The sequence below is a fragment of the Halorubrum sp. AD140 genome (assembly GCF_034497445.1).
Classification (GTDB): domain Archaea; phylum Halobacteriota; class Halobacteria; order Halobacteriales; family Haloferacaceae; genus Halorubrum.
Genome location: NZ_JAXRUU010000060.1, coordinates 1 through 19,013, shown reverse-complemented (window position 1 = coordinate 19,013; position 19,013 = coordinate 1). Strand labels below are relative to the sequence as shown.

The 19,013-nt window shown below is 69.9% G+C and carries 21 protein-coding genes; 8 read left to right on the top strand and 13 right to left on the bottom strand.

Annotation, left to right across the window (positions count from 1 at the left end; genetic code table 11):
* The coding region (locus U4E84_RS13480; protein WP_322532621.1) for an aminotransferase class V-fold PLP-dependent enzyme at positions 1-309 on the bottom strand (309 nt) is incomplete at its 3' end.
* A gap of 386 nt (positions 310-695) precedes the next feature.
* Between U4E84_RS13480 and hemC the strand changes: the two genes are divergently transcribed.
* The 4 genes from hemC (at position 696) to U4E84_RS13460 (ending at position 4,050) form a co-directional block, all read left to right on the top strand.
* Positions 696-1,844 (top strand): hydroxymethylbilane synthase, encoded by a 1,149-nt coding sequence (hemC, locus tag U4E84_RS13475; protein WP_322532620.1) that lies wholly within the window; start codon positions 696-698, stop codon positions 1,842-1,844.
* On the top strand, positions 1,837-2,646 hold the full coding sequence (gene cobA, locus U4E84_RS13470) for a uroporphyrinogen-III C-methyltransferase (protein WP_322532619.1): 810 nt from the start codon (positions 1,837-1,839) through the stop codon (positions 2,644-2,646). Before hemC ends, cobA begins: the two co-directional genes overlap by 8 nt.
* Entirely contained in the window at positions 2,643-3,488 is an 846-nt protein-coding gene (locus U4E84_RS13465) for a uroporphyrinogen-III synthase (RefSeq protein ID WP_322532618.1), read from the top strand. The genes cobA and U4E84_RS13465 overlap by 4 nt, the downstream gene beginning before the upstream one ends.
* A 160-nt stretch (positions 3,489-3,648) precedes the next feature.
* On the top strand, positions 3,649-4,050 hold the full coding sequence (locus U4E84_RS13460; RefSeq protein WP_322532617.1) for a hypothetical protein: 402 nt from the start codon (positions 3,649-3,651) through the stop codon (positions 4,048-4,050).
* A 61-nt stretch (positions 4,051-4,111) separates the two neighbouring features.
* On the opposite strand, the gene U4E84_RS13455 is transcribed toward U4E84_RS13460, so the two are convergent.
* Both U4E84_RS13455 and U4E84_RS13450 read right to left on the bottom strand, forming a co-directional pair.
* A complete protein-coding gene (locus U4E84_RS13455; protein WP_322532616.1) occupies positions 4,112-5,251 on the bottom strand; it encodes a DUF4382 domain-containing protein in 1,140 nt (379 codons plus the stop codon).
* A 127-nt stretch (positions 5,252-5,378) separates the two neighbouring features.
* On the bottom strand, positions 5,379-6,704 hold the full coding sequence (locus U4E84_RS13450) for a 5'-deoxyadenosine deaminase (RefSeq protein WP_322532615.1): 1,326 nt from the start codon (positions 6,702-6,704) through the stop codon (positions 5,379-5,381).
* A gap of 131 nt (positions 6,705-6,835) precedes the next feature.
* Between U4E84_RS13450 and U4E84_RS13445 the strand changes: the two genes are divergently transcribed.
* Positions 6,836-7,486 carry a non-canonical purine NTP pyrophosphatase gene (locus U4E84_RS13445; RefSeq protein WP_322532614.1) on the top strand — a complete coding sequence of 217 codons (651 nt, stop codon included), beginning with the start codon at positions 6,836-6,838 and terminating at the stop codon, positions 7,484-7,486.
* Between the two features lie 35 nt (positions 7,487-7,521).
* On the opposite strand, the gene U4E84_RS13440 is transcribed toward U4E84_RS13445, so the two are convergent.
* The 4 genes from U4E84_RS13440 to U4E84_RS13425 all read right to left on the bottom strand — a co-directional run bounded on the left by U4E84_RS13440 (position 7,522) and on the right by U4E84_RS13425 (position 10,862).
* Positions 7,522-8,862 (bottom strand): aminotransferase class III-fold pyridoxal phosphate-dependent enzyme, encoded by a 1,341-nt coding sequence (locus U4E84_RS13440; protein WP_322532612.1) that lies wholly within the window; start codon positions 8,860-8,862, stop codon positions 7,522-7,524.
* Between the two features lie 157 nt (positions 8,863-9,019).
* The gene (locus U4E84_RS13435) at positions 9,020-9,295 is read right to left on the bottom strand and encodes a PadR family transcriptional regulator (protein WP_322532610.1); all 276 of its coding nucleotides are present in this window, start codon (positions 9,293-9,295) and stop codon (positions 9,020-9,022) included.
* A gap of 487 nt (positions 9,296-9,782) precedes the next feature.
* Complete coding sequence (locus tag U4E84_RS13430) at positions 9,783-9,929, bottom strand: hypothetical protein (protein WP_322532609.1); 147 nt, start codon at positions 9,927-9,929, stop codon at positions 9,783-9,785.
* A gap of 117 nt (positions 9,930-10,046) precedes the next feature.
* Positions 10,047-10,862 (bottom strand): inositol monophosphatase, encoded by an 816-nt coding sequence (locus tag U4E84_RS13425; RefSeq protein ID WP_322532608.1) that lies wholly within the window; start codon positions 10,860-10,862, stop codon positions 10,047-10,049.
* 130 nt (positions 10,863-10,992) lie between these two features.
* Here U4E84_RS13425 and U4E84_RS13420 point away from each other — a divergent pair, with 130 nt between their 5' ends.
* Positions 10,993-11,250, top strand: a complete 258-nt coding sequence (locus U4E84_RS13420; RefSeq protein WP_322532607.1) for a hypothetical protein — start codon at positions 10,993-10,995, stop codon at positions 11,248-11,250.
* Positions 11,251-11,388: 138 nt separating this feature from the next.
* Here the strand turns inward: U4E84_RS13420 and U4E84_RS13415 are convergent, their stop codons facing one another.
* The gene (locus U4E84_RS13415; RefSeq protein ID WP_322532606.1) at positions 11,389-12,039 is read right to left on the bottom strand and encodes a hypothetical protein; all 651 of its coding nucleotides are present in this window, start codon (positions 12,037-12,039) and stop codon (positions 11,389-11,391) included.
* A 23-nt stretch (positions 12,040-12,062) separates the two neighbouring features.
* Complete coding sequence (locus tag U4E84_RS13410) at positions 12,063-12,809, bottom strand: hypothetical protein (RefSeq protein ID WP_322532605.1); 747 nt, start codon at positions 12,807-12,809, stop codon at positions 12,063-12,065.
* Positions 12,810-13,258: 449 nt separating this feature from the next.
* Between U4E84_RS13410 and U4E84_RS13405 the strand changes: the two genes are divergently transcribed.
* Positions 13,259-13,846 (top strand): transcriptional regulator, encoded by a 588-nt coding sequence (locus tag U4E84_RS13405; RefSeq protein WP_322532604.1) that lies wholly within the window; start codon positions 13,259-13,261, stop codon positions 13,844-13,846.
* Positions 13,847-13,862: 16 nt separating this feature from the next.
* The gene (locus U4E84_RS13400) at positions 13,863-14,735 is read left to right on the top strand and encodes a hypothetical protein (protein WP_322532603.1); all 873 of its coding nucleotides are present in this window, start codon (positions 13,863-13,865) and stop codon (positions 14,733-14,735) included.
* Positions 14,736-14,740: 5 nt separating this feature from the next.
* Here the strand turns inward: U4E84_RS13400 and U4E84_RS13395 are convergent, their stop codons facing one another.
* The 4 genes from U4E84_RS13395 to priS are packed head-to-tail and all read right to left on the bottom strand — an operon-like array spanning position 14,741 to position 18,843.
* Positions 14,741-15,985, bottom strand: coding sequence for an MBL fold metallo-hydrolase (locus tag U4E84_RS13395; protein WP_322532602.1), 1,245 nt, complete (start codon positions 15,983-15,985; stop codon positions 14,741-14,743).
* Between the two features lie 25 nt (positions 15,986-16,010).
* Positions 16,011-16,676, bottom strand: coding sequence for a DUF998 domain-containing protein (locus U4E84_RS13390; protein WP_322532601.1), 666 nt, complete (start codon positions 16,674-16,676; stop codon positions 16,011-16,013).
* Positions 16,677-16,684: 8 nt separating this feature from the next.
* Positions 16,685-17,683 (bottom strand): hypothetical protein, encoded by a 999-nt coding sequence (locus tag U4E84_RS13385; protein WP_322532600.1) that lies wholly within the window; start codon positions 17,681-17,683, stop codon positions 16,685-16,687.
* A complete protein-coding gene (gene priS, locus U4E84_RS13380; RefSeq protein ID WP_322532599.1) occupies positions 17,680-18,843 on the bottom strand; it encodes a DNA primase small subunit PriS in 1,164 nt (387 codons plus the stop codon). Before priS ends, U4E84_RS13385 begins: the two co-directional genes overlap by 4 nt.
* Positions 18,844-19,013: the final 170 nt, after the last annotated feature.

The window sequence follows — 19,013 nt, the reverse complement described above, 5'->3', positions numbered from 1 at the left end:
GCGGCCCGCGGCGCCGACGAAGTCGGCGACCGCGTCGTGGGCCTCTTCGTACGCGACCGACGCCTCCTGGCTCAGCTGGTGGATCCCGCGGTGGACGTTGGCGTTGTAGCCGCGGTAGTAGTCCGCGATCGTGTCGACGACGGGGTCCGGCGTGTGCGAGGTGGCCGCGCTGTCGAGGTAGACGAGCGGCGTGTCGTCGCCCGGTCCCTCTCCCGGCGACTCCGGATCCCCGCCGACCTTCCGGTCGAGAATCGGGAAGTCGTCGCGGATCGCCTCCACGTCGAACGGGTACTGTTCCTGAACTCCCATTGCGCCGAGTTGGGTCCCGAGCACTAACACGTCTTCGGTTCGGTAGGTGTTGCGGGTAGCTCGGAGGCGAAGAAGAGCTCGGAGTCGTCGCTCCGCGGGCTGTGACTTCCGCGCTCCCGCTCCTCCCGTCGGTCGCTCGCGCCTCCCCAGCCTCGCGCCTCCCCAGCCTCGCGCCTCCCCAGCCTCGGCAGACGGGCCGGCGCGGGCGATGCCGCGCCGGACCGCCGCCTCCCTCGCGCGTGCGGTTCGCGGCCTGTCGGCCGCTCACCGGCACGCGCCCCGGGACTGAGTTCGAAGCGATCGCGCCGGGGCGCTCCGTTTCACTCGCGTTCCGGCGCCACGCCCGAACTAGTGCCCTTTTGAACGCGGGGGACCTCCAGTCGGGTATGACCGAGACCCTCAGGCTCGCCACGCGCGGGTCGGACCTGGCCCTCCGACAGGCCGGGACCGTCCGCGACGCGTTATCGAGCCGCCGCCGCGACGTGGAGATCCGGCGCGTCGAGACCCGCGGCGACCAGATCCCCGACGAGCTGATCCACCGGCTCGGGAAGACCGGCGCCTTCGTCCGGGCGCTCGACGAGGAGGTGCTCGCCGGCGACGCCGACCTCGCCGTGCACTCGCTGAAGGACGTACCGACGGAGGGGATGGACGACGTGGTCGTCGCCGGCGTCCCCGAGCGCGCCCCCTCCGGCGACGTGCTCGTCCACCCCGACGGGCTCGGGATCGAAGACCTCCCCTCGGGCGCGGTTATCGGGACGGGGTCGCTCCGGCGGACCGCGCAGATCAAGGCCGCCCGTCCGGACCTCGTCGTCGAGCCGCTGCGGGGGAACGTCGACACCCGGATCGAGAAGCTGCTCGCGCCCGGCCTCCAGGCGGAACACGAGCGCCGGCTGATCGCCTCGGGCGAGGCTCGTGCGATGACCGCCGAGGAAGGCGGAGGCGGGGGAGAGAGCGGGAGCGGCGAGGCCGATGGAGAACGCGACGAGACCGACGAGGAGTTCGAGCGCACCGTCGAGGAGTGGTTCGACTCCCTCTCGGACCTGGAACGGTCGGCGATGGAGCGGAAGGTCGACACGGAGTACGACGCGATCGTCCTCGCGGAGGCCGGACTCCGGCGCTCCGACCTGCTCCGCGAGGTCCCGACGATGCGACTCCCCCGCGAGGAGTTCGTCCCCGCGGCGGGCCAAGGCGCCATCGCGGTGACCGCGACCGACCCCGACGTGATCGAGGCGGTGCGCTCCGCGGTCGACCACCCCCGGACGCGGGTGGCGGTCACCGTCGAGCGGACGGTCCTCGGCGAGCTCAACGGCGGCTGCGTCGCGCCGATCGGCGTCTCGGCGCTCGTGCAGGGCGAGCACGTACACACGCGCGTCCGGGTCCTCTCGACCGACGGCACCGAGGAGGTGGCGGCCACCCGCGACCTCCCGATCCGGTCGCACGCGAAGGCGGCCGAATCGTTCGCGGCGGACCTGGCGGAGCGAGGCGCGGCCGACCTGATCGCGGCCGCCCGCGAGGAGGTCGAGGTCGATGACTGAACGCACGGACGCCGACGAACCGATGGAACCGAGCGTCGGCACCGTCTCCCTCGTCGGCTCCGGCCCGGGCGACCCGGATCTCATGACCGTGAAGGCCGCCCGACTGATCGAGTCGGCCGACGTGGTGCTCCACGACAAGCTTCCGGGCCCGGAGATCCTCGGAGAGATCCCGGCGGAGAAGCGCGAGGACGTCGGCAAGCGCGCCGGGGGCGAGTGGACCCCGCAGGAGTACACGAACCGGCGCCTCGTCGAACTGGCGCGCGAGGGGAAGTCGGTCGTCCGGCTCAAGGGCGGCGACCCCTTCGTCTTCGGCCGGGGGGGCGAGGAGGCCGAACACCTCGCTGAGGCGGGGATCCCCTTCGAGGTCGTCCCCGGCGTCACCTCCGCGATCGCGGGACCGGCCGTCGCCGGGATCCCGGTGACTCACCGCGACCACGCCTCCTCCGTCTCGTTCGTCACGGGCCACGAGGACCCGACGAAGGAGGAGTCGGCGGTCGATTGGGACGCGCTCGCCGCGACCGGCGGCACGATCGTCGTGCTGATGGGCGTCGGCAAGCTGCCCGCGTACGTCGCCGAGCTCCGCGCGGCCGGACTCGACGGCGACACCCCCGTGGCGCTGGTCGAGCGCGCGACCTGGCCCGACATGCGCGTCGCGACCGGCACCCTCGACACCGTCGTCGACGTCCGCGACGAGGCGGGCATCGAGCCGCCCGCGATCACCGTGATCGGCGACGTCGCCGCGACCCGGGACCGCGTGGTCGAGTTCCTCCGGAACGACGGCGGGCGAGGTGGCGACGCGTGAGCGACGCCGACGGCGCGGACGGCGGGGACGACGTCCGCGTCGGCGAAAGCGACGGGACCGCCGAGAGCGACGCCCCCCGCGTCGCCGTCTTCCGTCCGGCCGACGAGCGGATCGACGACGCGACGGCGCTGTTGGAGTCGCTCGGCGTCGACCCGGTCGCCGACCCGATGCTCGCGGTCGAGCCGACGGGGGCGGTCCCGGCCGAGGCCCCGTACGTCGTCCTCACGAGCAAGACCGGCGTCGAACTCGCGGCCGAGGCGGGCTGGAAACCGGGGGACTCGACGCTCGTCGCCATCGGCCCCGCGACCGCCGAGGCAGCCCGCGACGCCGGGTGGGCGGTCGACCTCGTGCCCGACGAGTACACCTCAGCGGGCCTCGTCGAGGCGCTCGCGGAGCGGGTCGACGGCGAGCGCGTGGAGGTGGCGCGCTCGGACCACGGCAGCGACGTGCTCTTGGACGGGCTCCGCGCGGCCGGCGCGTCGGTGAACGAGACGGTGCTCTACCGGCTCACGCGTCCCGAGGGTGCGGGCGAGTCCGCCGAACTGGCCGCGGCTGGAGCGCTCGACGCCGCCGCGTTCACCTCGTCGCTCACGGTGACGCACTTCCTCGACGCCGCCGCGGAGCGCGGGGTGCGCGACGCCGCGATTGCGGGCCTGAACGACGCGGTCGTGGGCGCTATCGGCCCACCGACCGCGCGGACCGCAGCGGACCACGGCGTCGAGGCGAGCGTCGTGCCCGCGGACGCCGACTTCGCGGCGCTCGCGCGCGCCGTCGTCGACGCGCTCGCCGCGGACTCGACGGCCGCCGGCGCCTCGCGGGGCGACGCATCCACGGACCGATAGCTCTCAGAACCGAGACTGGCTGGCTGCGAGATCGGCGAGCGGTGGGGAGACGCCGGTTGCTCTCGGTTGAGACCGCCCGAGATCGCCCTCTGTGCCAGTTCGTATCACATCCGATAATCGGGTGCGTGCATTTATCATCCGACAGATGTGAAGAGCTGCTATGGAACCGAGAGAGCGGTGGTGGATGGAGGTCGACGGCGGGGTGCTCGTCGTCGAGTTCCCCCACGGAACCGGCCTCTCTCCGGCTGACGGCGAGGCGTTCCTCGATCGCTGGCGGACGCTCGCGACCGAGGGTCGGATCGACGCCGTCGTGCTCGTCGTCCGGACGACCCGTCCCTGCTCGGACGCGGGCCGGCGCGCGCTGCGCGAGTCCGCGCAGATCGCGGTCGCTCGCGGCGTGACGCGGTTCGCCGTCGTCGGCGAGCGCTCGAAGCGACGGTACATCAAGCGGACGATCGACGTCGAGGGGATCGACATCGAGACGTTCAACGATCCCGCGGCCGCGGTGCAGTGGGCGAATTGCCCGTCGGCACCGGCGTCGCCGATCGAGTCGTCGTCGTAGGCGCCACTTCCGTGGACCACGGCGGACGCGTCGAGAGCGACCGAGTTGGCGACCTGTCCGCCTAGCTGTCGTCGTCGGATTCCGTTCCGTTCTCGCTGCTGCCGTTCGTCTCCTCGTCGTCGCTCTCGTCCTCGTCGTCGCTCTCCTCACCGTCTTCCTCGTCTCCGTCTTCCTCGTCGCTCTCCTCACCGTCTTCCTCGTCTCCGTCTTCCTCGTCGCTCTCCCCGTTCTCACCGATCTCGTTGACGTCGACGTCTCGGCCGGCGACCCCGCTCCCGGAGATCACGGGCCGGAGGATGTACCCGTTGTTCTGACCCCGCTTGACCACGTTGATGTCGAAGACGAAGCTGACCGGCTCGTCCTCGCTGACCTCGAAGGAAGTCGTGATCTGGAGCTTCTCGCTCGGGAGCTTCACGTCGACCGCCTCGCCGTCGACGATCCCCTCGACGTCGGAGACCGAGAGCTCCACCTTCTCGTAGCTTCCCGCCGGGATCTCGCCGTCGAACACGGCCATCGCGTCCTCGTCGATCACCTGCGTGAGGTCGACCGTGGCGCCGTCGAGGTCGACGACGAAGAACCCGCGGTCCGCCTCGTCGTCGTCATCCTCGTCGTCATCCCCGTCTTCGTCATCCCCGTCCTCGTCGTCGTCATCCTCGTCGTCATCCCCGTCTTCGTCATCCCCGTCCCCGTCTTCGTCTTCCTCGTCGTCCTCCTCCCCGTCTTCGTCATCTCCGTCCTCCTCTTCGTCGTCGCTCTCGGCGTCTTCGTCCTCGACCTCCTCGTCCTCTTCGTTCTCGTCCTCTTCGTCCTCGTCATCTTCGTTCTCGTCATCTTCGTTCTCGTCATCTTCATCGTCGTCTTCGTCCTCCTCGTCTTCGTCCTCGTCGCTCGCCTCGAATACGCGGGCCTCGTCGAGCGTGACGTCCAAGCTGTCGAAGTCGCCGATGTCCGCCGGCGCGTCGCTGATGAGCAGCCGGAAGCTGCCGGTGAGCGTCTCGGAGCCGTCCGAACCGTCCGAGTCGTCGGAATCGTCCGAGTCGCCCGACCCGTCGGACGGGGTGAGCCCTCCGTCTCCGGCACAGCCCGCCAACATCGCCGCGCTCGCGCCCGCGCCGAGCGCCACGAACTCCCGCCGCCGGAAGCTGTCGGTGGAGGCGTCCTGAGAGCGGTCGTCGCCTGTCGTCCGCGATCGGTCCGTCATGGTGATTCACCGGACACGCCCCGAACGGGTATAACGGAGAGATACTCGGTCCGGATTTGGGCGGATCAAACCCGTTTTTGGCGAACCGGCGGCCGGGCAACCGACCGGCGACAGCTCCGCCGGCGGGCTACGGCTCGGGCGCGTCGATTCCGGCCGCCTCGACGACGCGTCTCGCCTGGCGGGTGGCGCGCTCGCGGACCGCGTCGGCGTCGATCCCCACGTGCTCGCCGTCGTCGTACCGGACCACGCCGTCGACCATCGTGAAGACGACGTCGTCGCCGTGGGCGGCGTACACGAGGTGCGAGAGCGGGTCGTGGATCGGGGTGGCGCGCGTGCGGTCCGTGGTGAGCCCGATCACGTCGGCGCGCCGGCCCTCCCGGAGAGTCCCGAGCCGGTCGAAACCGGCCGCGCGCGCGCCGTTCGCCGTCGCCATCTCCAGCACCGTCGCGGCTGGGAGCCGGGTCGGATCGCGGGCGTCCACCTTTCCGAGGAGGCTCGCCTGTCGCATCTCGGTGAACGGGTCGAGCGTGTTGTTACAGGGCGGTCCGTCGTTGCCGAGCGCGACGGTGATCCCCCGGTCGAGGTAGTCATGGACCGGGGCGATCCCGGAGGCGAGCTTCATGTTCGAGGAGGGACAGTGGGTGACGACAGTGTCGGTGTCGGCGAGCACCTCGCGCTCGCGCTCGTCGGTGTGCACGCAGTGCGCGAGCGTCACGTCCGGTCCCGTGAGCCCGACCTCGTCGAGCCACAGGATGTTCCGGGTCCCCGTGTCGGCCTCCACCGCCGCGATCTCGTCCTCGTTCTCGCTGGCGTGGGTGTGGATCGTCACCCCGTCGTGGCGGTCGGCGAGCTCGCGGCAGCCGCGGAGACACGCCTCGCTGCAGGTGACGGCGAAGCGGGGGGTGACGGCGTACCGGACCCGACCGTCGGCGGCGCCGTGGTACTCCTCGATGAGCGCCTCGCTCTCCGCGAGCGCGGCGTCGGCGTCCTCCTGGAGCCCCGCGGGCGAGTCCCGGTCCATCAGCACCTTTCCGAGCCGCGCGCGGATCCCGGTGTCGATCGCGGCCTCGAACGCCTCCCCGGCGTGGTTGACGGAGAGGTGGTCGACGACCGTGGTCGTCCCCGATTCGAGACACTCCAGGTACCCCAGTTCGGCGGCGGCGCGGGTCGCCTCGGCGTCCATCGCGGCCTCCATCGGGAGCACCGCGTCGAACAGCCAGTCGAGCAGGGCGTCGTCGTCGGCGATCCCGCGACCGAGCGACTGCACGGAGTGCACGTGGCCGCCGACCAGCCCGGGCGCGACGATGTCGACCTCTCGGCGCTCGTGATCGGGGTGCTCCTCGCGGAGGGCCGCTTCGTCGCCGACCGCGGCGATTCTCGCTCCCTCGACGACGACCGCGCCGTCGGGGATCACGGTCTCGGAGTCGGCGATGACGGTTCCGGCGATCAGCATGTCCGTCCGTTCCAGACGGGCGACTCTTAAGAGGGTGTCCCTCCCGGGTCGGCGGTCGGACCGACGGTGGTCGGCGCGCGTGCGTGGCCGCGACCGACGGCTATTCGTTCCGGCCGCCCGCATCCGGACCCGTGCTCAGATATGTGACGACGAACCCCGGGAAGGTGCGCGAGGCGGAGCGCTACCTCCCGGACGGCTCGGTGGAGCGGCTCGACTTCGACTACACGGAGATACAGGCCGACGCGCTCGGCCCGATCGCGGCGCGCGGCGCTCGGGAGGCGTACTGGCACGCCGGCGAGCCGGTGCTCGTCGACGACGCGGGGCTGTTCGTCGAGGGGCTCGACGGCTTCCCCGGCCCCTACTCCGCGTACGTGGAGGAGACGCTGGGGTTCGAGCGCGTCCACGAGCTCGTCGCCGACCTGGACGACCGGCGGGCCGCCTTCCGCTGCACGCTCGGCTACTGCGACGGCGAGGGGTTCGCCGCGAGCCCGGACCCCGTGGACCGTGGGGACCGCAACGCGGCCGCGGCTGCGGGTCCGGGCGAGGACGGCGGGCGCCAGGACGGTGACAGGCGCGACGGCGACGAGCTCCCCGTCAAGCTGTTCGAGGGATACGTTCCCGGACGAATCGTCGCGCCGCGCGGCGACGGCGGCTTCGGCTACGACCCGATATTCGAACACGACGGCGAGACGTTCGCCGAGATGGACACCGACCGGAAGAACGCGGTGTCACACCGCGGCCGCGCGTTAGAGAAGTTCGCGGAGTGGTACGCGGATCGGTAGGCGCCGCTGGGGGTCGCAGGTCTCGCGTCTCCACCCTACGCCGCGTCGGAGATCGCCGCCGCGAGGAGGTCGCAGCCGAGCTCGATCTCGCGCTCCGTGACGTCGAGCGGCGGGAGGACCCGGAGCACGTCGTGGCCGCACGCCAGCGTGAGCAGCCCCCGAGAGAACGCGCGTTTCAGGACCACATCGCGGCGCTCCTTCGAGTCGAACTCGACCGCGAGCAGCAGGCCCTTCCCGCGGACGTCGACGACGCCGGGGAGGTCGGCGTCGCGCATCGTCTCCTTGAACTGGCGTCCCCTGGTCGCGGCGTTGTCCATGAGGTCGTGCTCGCGGATCGCGTCGAGCGTGAGCGCGCCCTGCGCGGACGCGATCACGTCGCCGGCGCCCCACGTCGAGGAGATCCGGCTCTTGTCCCCCGGGAATACGTCGGACGTGGAGATCGTCGCGCCGACGCGGAGCCCCTTCGCGCTGGAGATCACGTCCGGTTCGAGCGCGTAGTGGTCGGAGCCCCACAGCTCGCCGGTGCGGCCGACCCCGGACTGGATCTCGTCGGCGATCAGCGTGATGTCGTGCTCGTCGACCAGCGCGGCGATCTCGTCGGTGAACGCGTCGGAGGGGAAGCGGTAGCCGCCCTCGCCCTGAATCGGCTCCAAGATGAGGTACGCCACGTCGTCGGGGTCGACGTGGCCGCGCTCGGGGTCGAGCTTCTCGCGGAGCCGGGAGACGCCGCCGGCGAAGAAGCCGCACGAGCAGGTCTCGGGGGTGCAGGTGCGGTCGTCGCAGAACGGGGCGTCGTGGACGCCGCTGATCTCCGGGAAGTCCCGTCGGTACACGGATTTGGAACGGTTGAGCGAGAGCGCACCGAGCGTTCGCCCGTGGAACGCGCCGTCGAACGTGATCGCGTGTTTGGCGCCGCTGGAGTCGTCGTACGCGATCTTGATCGCGTTCTCGACCGCCTCCGCCCCGGAGTTCGAGAGGAAGACGGTGTCCATGTCGTAGTGGGCGGTGACCTCGGTGAGCCGATCCATCAGCCCGGACGACCCTGGAAGCCCGTCGCCGGGCGACTCGCCGCCGGCGACGTAGAAGTCCTGACCGGCGATCTTCAGCGGATCGATCAGGTCGAACTCGGAGAGCGGCTCCATGATGAGGGGGTTGTTGTATCCGAGCGGCGCGGCGGCGACGTGGCTCGTGAAGTCCATGAGCACGTTGCCGTCGACGTCGGTACAGAACGGACCCTCGGCGGGCGCGGTGCGGTCCCAGACGAACTCGTAGACGTACGTGCTCGGCGCGGCCGACCGGTGGTGATACTCGACCCACTCCCGCGCGCGGTCGCCCGGGAGATCGGTGACCTCGGGCGTGGCCGTGTGGCGATCCATGTCGCCGTGTTGCGCGCGGACAGAATAAAGGCGAGGCCGTCCCACGGTCGTTGGAGATACGTCCAACTGCGGTTCGCCGAACGCGGAGAATCGGGAAGATGGACGCAGAGACGAGAGCGTCCGGACGTCGGCGCGCGGCGGCGGTGCGATCGGCCGATCAGTGGTCGATGTACTGCGATTCCCACTCGGTCCGCGCGTCGATCTCGCGGCGTCCGCGTCGGGTCAGCGTGTAGTAGTTCGTGCGGCGGTCCCGCTGGCCCTTCTCGACGAGCCCCTTCTCGACGAGCGTGTCGAGGTTGGGATAGAGCCGGCCGTGGTGGATCTCTTTTTCGTAGTAGTCCTCGAGCTCCTCTTTGATCGCGAGTCCGTGAGGTTCGTCAAGACCGGCGATCACGTACAGCAGGTCACGCTGAAACCCCGTGAGATCGTACATGCAACTACTCACACATTACAATTCTAAATAAATAAATATACCGTTATAATAAGCGTTGGACGGGTGTGCCGACCCACTGAGTCAGCAGATACGGCCGTCTGGGTTCTGTCAAGAGAATAACTATGAAGGTCGTTCGTCTCGACTCCGCCTCGTGTGCTGTCAGCCGTCGCGACCGATTGGTCAGCGACGGGTGGACGGATCGGTGTCGACACCAGGAGCGGATCGGTGGCGGCGCGACGGACGCGGCCACCGCTCGCGGGCGTACTCGTTCGGCGTTCCGCAGAAAGCCGGCTCGCCCGACGCGGAAAAAAGCCGCGTCGAGCGTGCCGATTGGTCCCCGCTGACGCTTCGGCCCTCCAGACGAAGCGTCACCTGCTGATACAGGGTTCGTACTGATAAAGCTAACGAGGAACCGCTACTGTTGTTCGCTCGGTCACACGTCTTCGGGGCCGGGGCGTGTTTCCGGGGGCGTACGGAACGCCTCGGCTCACATGTGTTCTTCTTCCAGCACCCAGCCGAGCGCGCGCTTGTAGTGGGTGAACAGCTCCTCGACGCCGCGGTGGGACATCTCCTCGTCGTCGAGCTGCTCGCAGAGGAACTCGTACTGCTCGCGGACCTCGTCTTCGGAGCGCATGTGCGCGGCTACGGCTCGCACCCGGATAGCGTTGTGGCCGGTCGGGGCGTTCCGGTCGGGCGGACGTCCCGCGTTCGGTGTCGACCCCTCCGCGGACTGGCTCACGGAGAACCGCCTTCAGTCCAGCTCCTCGATCTCCCGCGCGGCGGCGAGCACCTCGTCGTGGAGGGCCCCGTTGGAGGCGACGAGTCCTGTCGAATCGTGTCGCCAGCGGTTCCCCTCCAGGTCGGTGACGCGGCCGCCGGCCTGCCGGACCGTGAAGACGCCGCCGACGGAGTCCCACGGGTTCGCCCGCAGGTTCGAGATCGTCCCCTCCAAGCCGCCCGCGGCGACGGTGGGGAGCGTGACCTGCGCGGCGCCGAACCGCCGCATGTCGCCGAACCGCCGAACGATCGCCGCGCAGGCGTTCGCGTACTCGTCGCGGACGTCGAACCCCCACCACAGCGTCGGGTCGACGGTCGCCCGAAGCGGGTCGTCGACGTCGCTGACCGCGATCGGATCGCCGTTTCGGTACGCGCCGTCGCCGTCGGCGGTGTACACGTCGCCGAGCGCCGGACAGACGGTGCAGGCCGCGACCGGTTCGCCGTCGACGACGGCGGCGACCGCGGTGCCCCACACGCGGATGTCCCGGACGTAGTTGTGCGTGCCGTCGATGGGGTCGATCACCCACGCCGCGCCCTCGTCGGGGACGGCCTTCGCCTCGTCGCCCTCCTCGCCGACGACCGCGTCGGCCGGGAACGACTCGCGGATCGACTCGATCACGGTGCGCTGGGCGGCGCGGTCGGCCTCGGTCACCACGTCGCCCTCGCCCTTACTCTCGACGGCGATGTCGCTCCGGAAGCGGTCGTGCGCCACGCGGCCGCCCGCTCGCGCCGCGCGCTCAGCGACGGCCGCGCGCTCGGCGACGGGCGCGCGCTCGTCTGCGTCGGTCATGGCCGCTCTCTGGCGCCCCGACGCGTATAAACGTCGATCCGCCGACTCCCGCCAGAGCGGCGTGGCCGCGAGAATTAACTCAGTTGCGAATCTGAGTACAGTTAAGTGGGTCCGCGTGGAACCGTCGGGTATGCACCCAGAGGAAGCGGTTCGCCAGCTCGAGTACGCCATCGACGCCTCCCTCGACGAGACCGGACAGCGCACGGCCGCCGGCTACCGGCCGACGTTCGAGCGCGTGGCCGAGCGGGCGGACGGGGGCGCGGTGTACGCGCTCGCCGGCGAGCTCGCAGGCGCGGTCGTCGACGGGGACTGTCCCAGCCCCGCTGAGGCGAACGCGACCGCCGAGCGCGTGCTCTCCGACCGGGCGTACACGGACGGCGGCGAGTAGTCGAACTGTCGGTCACGTCTGTTCGGTCTCGCGGGGACGCAGCACTCTCGATATCCTGACTTCGGGAGCGACTTCACAGCGCTCTGTGAAGCCGGAACGTTCGTAAACTGTCAGCTGTTCTGAATAAAATTCGGGTTGCTAGACGGCAGTCGCAGAGATGCTCAGACTGCCCGAGATCGCGTCCGCCGTCTTTCCGCTCAGTGCATTGACGATGAACGAGACTCCGAATGATTCACCCGTACCCAGTTGCGCGGTGAGTTTACCGACGATGGGACTCGTCGCGAGACCTTCGCGTGCACCGCTTTCACCCTGGGAAGAGTGTAGCTCGAAGGCGTACTCGGTGTCGCCGTCGATGTCGTCGTTCAGTTCGAAGTCGATCGTGACAGAGATCTCTTCCGCGGACTGGTTCACAATGGCGAACGCGGATTCGAGGGAATCCTGGCCGTCGCTCATATCGGCGGGATCGCCGTCCGTGACCACGGAGAACGTGTCGCCCGTGAGACCGTCTACGTCGTCGTCGGAGGCGAACGCCCCGAACTGGTAGACTGAACTGACGTTCACTCCGGGATCGTCGTCACCGATGGAGACTGTCAGTTCACCGCCCGCGTTCATTCGAACGCCCGCGATCGTCTCGTTGGCGACCAGCCCGATCAGACCGTCACTGTCGTCGACGACGTCGATCGTCGCCTGCCGGGAGGCCTCTGCGGCGCTGAACGCACCGGTTCCGGAAGCCGCGGCTCCCGCACCGACAAGCGCTCCCAGCCCGACCACGACATCACGTCGGTTCATCTCTATTGATCTCCACCCTGTGTTCAGTCGTCAGCGTCCGTGAAGTCGTCATGACTCCCGGCGCGGAGGGTGAGGTCGCCACCGAGGTCGGTGTCGGTGTCTGCCCCGCCCACGTCGACGAGAATCGTGACGTAGAACTCTTTCCCCTCTTCGATGGACGCCGAGTACTGCTGGTCGTCGTCGAAGATGATACTGGCGGATTTCTTGTTCGAGTTTGTGACGTCGCCGACAGCCAGTCCCTCCTCTTGTTCGGAATCGTTGCCTCCTTCGGGATAGTAGGCGACCAGAAAGAGTCGCGTGTCGTCCGGGAAGGGCTCGTCGTTGGCGTCGTAGGTGAGCTCGATATCCTTCGGACTATCCGTCTGATTCATCACCTTGAACGCGTACTCGTCCGAGATGGGGGTCGTCGTGTCGATGGCGACATCGCCAACCGACGGATCCGTGGTCGGGTCACCCGGGACCTGATTGATGTTTCCGCTGTCGAAATCGCCGAGCCCACCGACCTGGTACGTGGAGTTCGGATTGACGCCGTCACCGCCGTGGTCCGAGCTGAGGTCGATCATCAGCTCGTTTTCGCCGCTGCCGCCGTCGTTGGTGACGTATTCGGTGTCGCCGGCCTCGAGGCCGATCAGACCGTCGCTGTCGTTGGCGACTTCGATGTTCGCCTCTCGTCCACCGAGTTCTGCGGCGGTGAACGCGCCCGTCCCCATCGCAGCGGCAGCTCCTGAAGCCAATGCACCCAGACCGATCACGAATTTGCGTCGTTCCATGTCGTATCTCACCTGTGTTCACGCACCCCCGCAGCCCGGACGTCCGGGCCGGGAGCGCTCGGATAACCCATACGGGGGGTGATACTTCGTTATGAGATTCTCGACATGATCGCGCGGTGACCTCGATGCGTGGCGGGCGGGGCTCGATACGCCGTGGGCGCCCCTCGTTGCCCGTATCGTGGCGAGCCTGAATCCGAGTAAAACGGGCCCTAACTTGTTTCAAACAGTCGTTCTGGCAATCAACAACTCCCTGAAGAACCGACTGGGAGTGCATACCGGTTTCCGTTATTTCTCGTCCGACCGACGATCAGATGCTGTTTGTGACAGGAAACAGAAAATAACAGGTTAACTATCCTACCTGTTTATGACAGCGTGGTGCACACGATACAAGCGAAATTCGCCGGTTCACAGGAGGGGATCCGCCGGCGCAGGACGGGGATACTCACATCATGGTCTCTACCACTGCCGCGACGAACGGATCGAGCGAAAACGGGGGTGAACTGTCCGAAGACGACGTCTTCGAGGTACTGTCGAACCGGCGGCGGCGATTCGTCATCCACGCGCTCAAGCGCGCGGAGGAGCCGGTCGAGGTCTCCGAGCTCTCCAGGTACGTCACCGCCTGGGAACGCGACGTCGATCCCGAGATGGTGCGATACCAGGAGCGCCGGAACGTGTACAGCACGCTCCAGCGAACGCACCTGCCGAAGCTGGAGGAGAAGAACGTGGTGACGGTCGACAGCGAGACGAACCTCGTCGAGCCGACGCCGGAGCTGGCGAACCTCGACATCTACGTCGAGGTGCTCGATAGCAAGGAGATCCCGTGGAGCCTCTACTACGTCGGGCTCGCGGGTCTCGCCGTCTCGCTCCTGCTCGCCGTCGCCACCGACACGCCGGGGTTCGTCGGACTCGAACCGCTCGACGTGGGAGCGTTCACGGCCACCGCATTCGGGATCTCCTCGCTCGCCCACCACGCCATCGGCCGGCGGATGCGCCTCGGCAACACCGAGAAACCGCCCGAGCTCCGCACGCACGAGTGAGCGGCCAGCCTCGCACATGAGCACCACCACCCAGTCGCCGCCGGCTCGCGTGAGCGCCCTGCGTACCCTGAGCATCGTGCTCGCGTTCACGGCGGCGGTCGGGCTGGTGGTCGGTACCGCGGGCTTCACCGCGATGGAGGCCGACCGGGGGCTCGCCGCCAACGTCACCGGCGACGAGAGCGCCTACCTCGGCTACGAGCCGCTCGTCGACGAGGTCGACAGCGGGGAGTCCACGGGGGTCGTCGAGTATCGGAACCGGTTCGGCGGCGACCTCCGAGCGTTCGACGTCGACGTGTCGATTGCGAACCCCGCGACGACAGACGCGTCCGTCGACTCGACTGACACCCCGGCCGGACTCGACGAGGGAGCCGCGGCTCCGGTGAACGTGACGCTGACGTGTTCCGAGGAGACGGACGTCGAACTGCTGTTCGAGGCGGACGGGAGCGGCACGGGCGTCAGCGTCTCGCTGGACCGCACGCACACCGTGACGTGCGTGCCGGACGCTCCCGACGTGACCGGCGTCGGATACGACGGGGTCGGGAGTGCATCCGTCGACGCCGGGGAGTCGGACGCGGGCGTCGAAGCGGTCGTCTGGCTCACCGACGCGAATCCCAGCGAGGGTGGGTCGGCGGGGGAGATCCGTTCGGAGACGATCCCGAACCTGAACACCTCGAAGCCGGTGCAATCTCAGGTACCCGCAGAGGCACGGAACGAAAACGTGGCGGCCATCGAGTTCCCCGACCAGGGAGTCGCCTATTTCCACCCCGGATGGGACGGCGAGAACCACGGCGACCCGAGTGCCGGTTCGGGAGTGGCGTCGACCGAGGTTCCGCTGGACGCCGAGACGGTGACGAACACGTCTGTAGTTTCCGACGAGAACGACGACTGACGCGTCTACAGCTCGATCCGGTCTCCGAGCTCGGGCGCGCTCGCGTCGAAGCCGTCCGCTCCGAGGTCCTCGGCGAACGCCTCACACCGATCGCCGTGGTTCACGAGGATCCGCGCCCCCCGATAGGAGTCCAGGAACGACTCCAGCCCTCCCCGGTCCGCGTGCGCGGAGAAGTCGTACGACTCGACGCGCGCGCTCACCGGACGCACCGTCCCGTTTATGGCGAGTCGCCCGTGCTCTTGGAGCTCGCGGCCCGGCGTCCCCTCGACCTGGTAGCCCGTCAGCGTCACGAGGTTCGTCGGGCTGCCGCGGATCTCCGGGAGGTACGAGTGGACAGGGCCGCCCGCGAGCATTCCCGAGGTGGTGAGTATCAGCTCGCTGTCGCCGGCGATCCGCTCGCGCTGGCCGCCCCGACCGGTGACGAATCGCGCGGCGCCCTTCGCCCGGCGAAGCGCCTCGGGATCGCGGAGGAACTCGGGGTATCGCCGCACCAGCCGCGTCACCTCGATCCCCATCCCGTCGACGTAGGGGGTGAGGTCGTTGGCGTCGGCAACGAGGGCGAGCTCCTGGGTCCGCCCGATCGCGAACACCGGCGCGACGACGGTGCCGCCCTCCCAGAGCGTCGTCCGCGCGCTCTCGGCCCAGCGGTCCTCGACTCTCCGGCGGTCCTCGTGGGTCACGTCCGCGTACGTGGACTCGCAGATCACGACGTCGGCGTCGGGGCGCGCCGTCGTCCCCGAGACGAGCCGCTGGTCGTCGGTGTGGAAGTCCCCGGTGTACAGCAGGCGGGTGTCTCCATCGTCCACCAGAACGTGCGCAGATCCCGGGATATGGCCGGCGTCGAACAGCGTCACCTCGTAGTCGGTCCCGCCGGCCGCGACGACGAACGGCTCCCCGTAGGCGTGCCGCTCCTCGACCTCGCCGAGCCGCGCGACGTGCTCCTCCGAGAAGGGACACAGCGGGCTGCTGCCGTGCAGCCTGAGCGTGTCGCGCGCCAGCGTCCGCGCGAGGTCAGCGGTCGGCGGCGTCCAGTGGATCGCCGGCCGCCGGTCGCCCTTCAGCAGCGCGGGGACCGCGCCGACGTGGTCGAGGTGGCCGTGCGAGACGACGACCGCGTCGGGCTCCGGGTCCCGGACCGGGTACCGCGGCGGCTCCGCGGTCAACAGCCCGTAGTCCAACAGCAGCGCGTCGTCGACGAGGACCGCGCTCCGACCGACCTCGCGGGCGCCGCCGAGGAACTCGACCTCCATTGGCGGCCCGTAGCCGCCCGCGGCGTTAGTGCTCGTCGGTCCGGACTTCGTCGGTCCCGCCCCCGTCGACTCCGACGTCGTCGAGCCGCGCCGCGACCGAGCCGAGAACCGGCGCCGGCCCGAGGACCCACACCCACGCCGCGAGCGCGAGCGCGCCCGGCAGCTCCGGCAGCGCGAGCCCAGTCACCGGCCACCAGCCCGCGAGGAACGTCGCCCAGACCGCCACGTGAACCGGGACGAACGCGAGGGCGAATTGTCCGGTCGTCGACGCCCAGCGGGCGACCCCGTCGACCGCGAACAGGAGCGTGACCAGCGCGTAGAAGCCGATCGCCGACGGGCCGTGGAGCGGCTCCGTGAGGTCGAATGCGCCGACGCCCGCCATCGCGACCATCGCGAGCGCGAGAACGGTCGCGCGGAGCGCGACGGCTCGCCCGTCGAGCGTCCGCCCCAGGTCCGCCGCGTACCCCACGCCGACGGCCCCGCCGAGGATCAGTCCCCAGTTGAAGGCGGGCGCGCTCGCCTCGCGGACCCCGAGATCGGAGAGCGCGTCGCTCGTCCACGAGAACGTCGGGTCGAGGAGGACCGCCGCCGCGATGCCGCCGAGCGCGAGGAGCGTCGCCGCCGCGCCGAGGGCTCGCGCTCGGCGGGTCGCTTCAGCGTCCGGGAGTCGTGTCGCGGCGTCGGCGCCCATCGCCGGGCTCAGTCGAGCCGCTCCGCGGCGTCCCGCTGGACGAGCGGCTCCGCGTTCTCGACGGGGAGGGTCACGACGTCCTCGCTCGCGAGGTCGTACTCCCGCTCGTCGACTCCGAAGATGGCGCCGACGTCGCGGGTGATCCGAACGGTGGCGCGGTCGTCGACGCCCGAGGTGGCCTCGGGAGACGCGCTCGCAACGCGGTCCGCGTCGCCGTCGCTCGCGTCGTCGCGGTCGTCGACGCCCGTCGCGTCCGGCGGCGCGGGCCCCGGCGGGACCGCAGTCGGGCCGCCGTCGGTGGTGACGCTCTCAGCGGTGGCGCCCTCGCCGGCGGCGTCGCTCGCGGCGGCGGCCTCGTCGTCCGCGCCGCCCATGGCCCCGGCGAGCGCGTCGACGACCTCGTCTGCGCCGCCTTCCGCCGCGTCGTCCTCGGTGGAGTCCGCCCGTTCAGCGGGGGCGGGTCGGTCCGAGGGCCCCGGATCCGGTGCGGGCGGAGTCGACTCCGTCTGCGGGTCCGCCTCGACGTCCGCCGCCGGTCGCTTCGCTCCCGCAGTTTCGTCGACGTCGGGCACGGAGTCGGATTCGGCCGCAGACGCGGATTCGGCTCCGCCTGCCGGCGCCTCGCCGGAGAGCACGTCGAGCACGCGCGACTTGTTCTCGCCGATCCGATCGACGAGGTCGTCGAACAGCCGCCGCTCCTCGGTCGTCATCCCGTCGGCGTCGACCGACATGTCGGCGGCGGCGAACGAGGCGAGTTTGACCACCTTGCCGACGCGGCGCTCGTACAGCGCCTCGGCGACCTCCTCGGCCGTCTCGACCTCGTCCGAGAGGCGCCGGACGTCGTCGTCGGAGAACGGCTTCGCGACCTGCTCGGCCCGTCGGTCGCGAGCCGCGCGCAGGTCGGCGACGTAGGCGGCCACGTCGTCGTAGAAGGAGTCCCGCAGGTGCTGGAGGCTGTCCTTGCGGCGTTCCTTCGCCTGCGCCGATCTGAGCTCGTCGAGGTTCATCGTTCAGGGGCTTTCCGCGCCTCGCCGCGGGCCATCAGGAAGACCCCCGCGAACTCGGGCACGGTGTTTCTACCGGGTTCTACTGTGAGGCGCTCACCGTTTAATTCTACCGTCCGATCGGCGTCGGTCTCGATCCGGATCTCGCGGCCGACGAACCGGTCGGGCACCGCGTCCCGCAGCGGGTCGAAGTCGGCGAGCTCGTCGCGTTCGATGGGCGTGACGACGAGCCCGGAGCCGCCGTGGAGCGTCCCCGGGAGCCGGATGAGCCGCCGCGTGTCGGTGGTCACCGGCTCGTCGATCGGGGCCGTGTCGGTCGCGGCCACGCGCGCGGCGAGCGCGGAGACGAGCCGGCGCACGCCCGGCCCGCCGGCCTCCACGTTGCCCTCGCGGACCGCGGTCGGGTTGCGGTCGAACGCGCCGAGGATCGTCTCCGCGCGCCCCTCGCCGATCCCCTCTAACTCCATCAACCGCTCGCGGGCGGCGTCCTCGTCCATCTCGCGGAGGTCGTCGGCGTACTCGACGAGCGCCTCGTGGACGCGCGCGCCCCACCCGCCCTCGGTGCGGAGCACCCGCTTCGTCGTGCCGCGCTCGGAGACCGTTCGGATCAGGCCCTCGGTGTCGAGATCTATCGCGCGCACGTAGTCGACGACCTCCCGGCGCGCCTCGCTGTCCAGCTCCCGCACGCTCTCGTCGCGGACGTGCACGTGGTAGCCGCGCCCGCCGGAGAAGACGACGGTGAGGTCCTCGAAGGCGAAGTCGTTATCGAGGAAGTCCAGCAGACGGAAGAGGGCGTCCTTGCACGCCGCCAGCATCTCGGGGTACGAGGTCGCCTCCGGGTCCACGCCGGGGAGGTGGTCGGCGTCGAGGTCGAAGATCAGGTCCGCGGAGCGCCACCCCTTCCGCGACATCGTCGAGGCGCCGGGGTCGTCGTAGCGCGCGGCCGAGAAGTAGGCGTGCCGGGGCGCGTTGTCCGCGAAGAACGTGTCGACGTCACCGAGGTCGAACAGCGACTGGTGGCGGACCATCGTCGTCCCGGAGCCGGGCGTCCACGGGATGTGGCCCCACTCGCGGAGGTTCGCGTCCGGCGGGAGCGACGGCGAGGCGCGGCGGTAGTAGTCGCCGAACCGCCCCTTCAGGTACTCGCGCGTCCGGTCGTCCATCGTCTCATCGGGTACCGGCGGTCGACGTATCAACGTATCGTTCGCGCGCGACCGCGGACGACTGCGGACGACCGCGGACGACTGCGGACGACCGCGGCCGACCGAGCGACGGCGACTACGGATCCCAAACGGGGCGGTGGCGCGCGCCGCCGAGTGGCCGCCGAAGGCGG

Coding starts and splice junctions, on each gene's coding strand:
- hemC (WP_322532620.1), top strand. CDS start 696: ATGACCGAGACCCTCAGGCTCGCCACGCGCGGGTCGGACCTGGCCCTC.
- cobA (WP_322532619.1), top strand. CDS start 1,837: ATGACTGAACGCACGGACGCCGACGAACCGATGGAACCGAGCGTCGGC.
- U4E84_RS13460 (WP_322532617.1), top strand. CDS start 3,649: ATGGAACCGAGAGAGCGGTGGTGGATGGAGGTCGACGGCGGGGTGCTC.
- U4E84_RS13455 (WP_322532616.1), bottom strand. CDS start 5,251: ATGACGGACCGATCGCGGACGACAGGCGACGACCGCTCTCAGGACGCC.
- U4E84_RS13450 (WP_322532615.1), bottom strand. CDS start 6,704: ATGCTGATCGCCGGAACCGTCATCGCCGACTCCGAGACCGTGATCCCC.
- U4E84_RS13440 (WP_322532612.1), bottom strand. CDS start 8,862: ATGGATCGCCACACGGCCACGCCCGAGGTCACCGATCTCCCGGGCGAC.
- U4E84_RS13435 (WP_322532610.1), bottom strand. CDS start 9,295: ATGTACGATCTCACGGGGTTTCAGCGTGACCTGCTGTACGTGATCGCC.
- U4E84_RS13430 (WP_322532609.1), bottom strand. CDS start 9,929: ATGCGCTCCGAAGACGAGGTCCGCGAGCAGTACGAGTTCCTCTGCGAG.
- U4E84_RS13425 (WP_322532608.1), bottom strand. CDS start 10,862: ATGACCGACGCAGACGAGCGCGCGCCCGTCGCCGAGCGCGCGGCCGTC.
- U4E84_RS13420 (WP_322532607.1), top strand. CDS start 10,993: ATGCACCCAGAGGAAGCGGTTCGCCAGCTCGAGTACGCCATCGACGCC.
- U4E84_RS13415 (WP_322532606.1), bottom strand. CDS start 12,039: ATGAACCGACGTGATGTCGTGGTCGGGCTGGGAGCGCTTGTCGGTGCG.
- U4E84_RS13410 (WP_322532605.1), bottom strand. CDS start 12,809: ATGGAACGACGCAAATTCGTGATCGGTCTGGGTGCATTGGCTTCAGGA.
- U4E84_RS13405 (WP_322532604.1), top strand. CDS start 13,259: ATGGTCTCTACCACTGCCGCGACGAACGGATCGAGCGAAAACGGGGGT.
- U4E84_RS13400 (WP_322532603.1), top strand. CDS start 13,863: ATGAGCACCACCACCCAGTCGCCGCCGGCTCGCGTGAGCGCCCTGCGT.
- U4E84_RS13395 (WP_322532602.1), bottom strand. CDS start 15,985: ATGGAGGTCGAGTTCCTCGGCGGCGCCCGCGAGGTCGGTCGGAGCGCG.
- U4E84_RS13390 (WP_322532601.1), bottom strand. CDS start 16,676: ATGGGCGCCGACGCCGCGACACGACTCCCGGACGCTGAAGCGACCCGC.
- U4E84_RS13385 (WP_322532600.1), bottom strand. CDS start 17,683: ATGAACCTCGACGAGCTCAGATCGGCGCAGGCGAAGGAACGCCGCAAG.
- priS (WP_322532599.1), bottom strand. CDS start 18,843: ATGGACGACCGGACGCGCGAGTACCTGAAGGGGCGGTTCGGCGACTAC.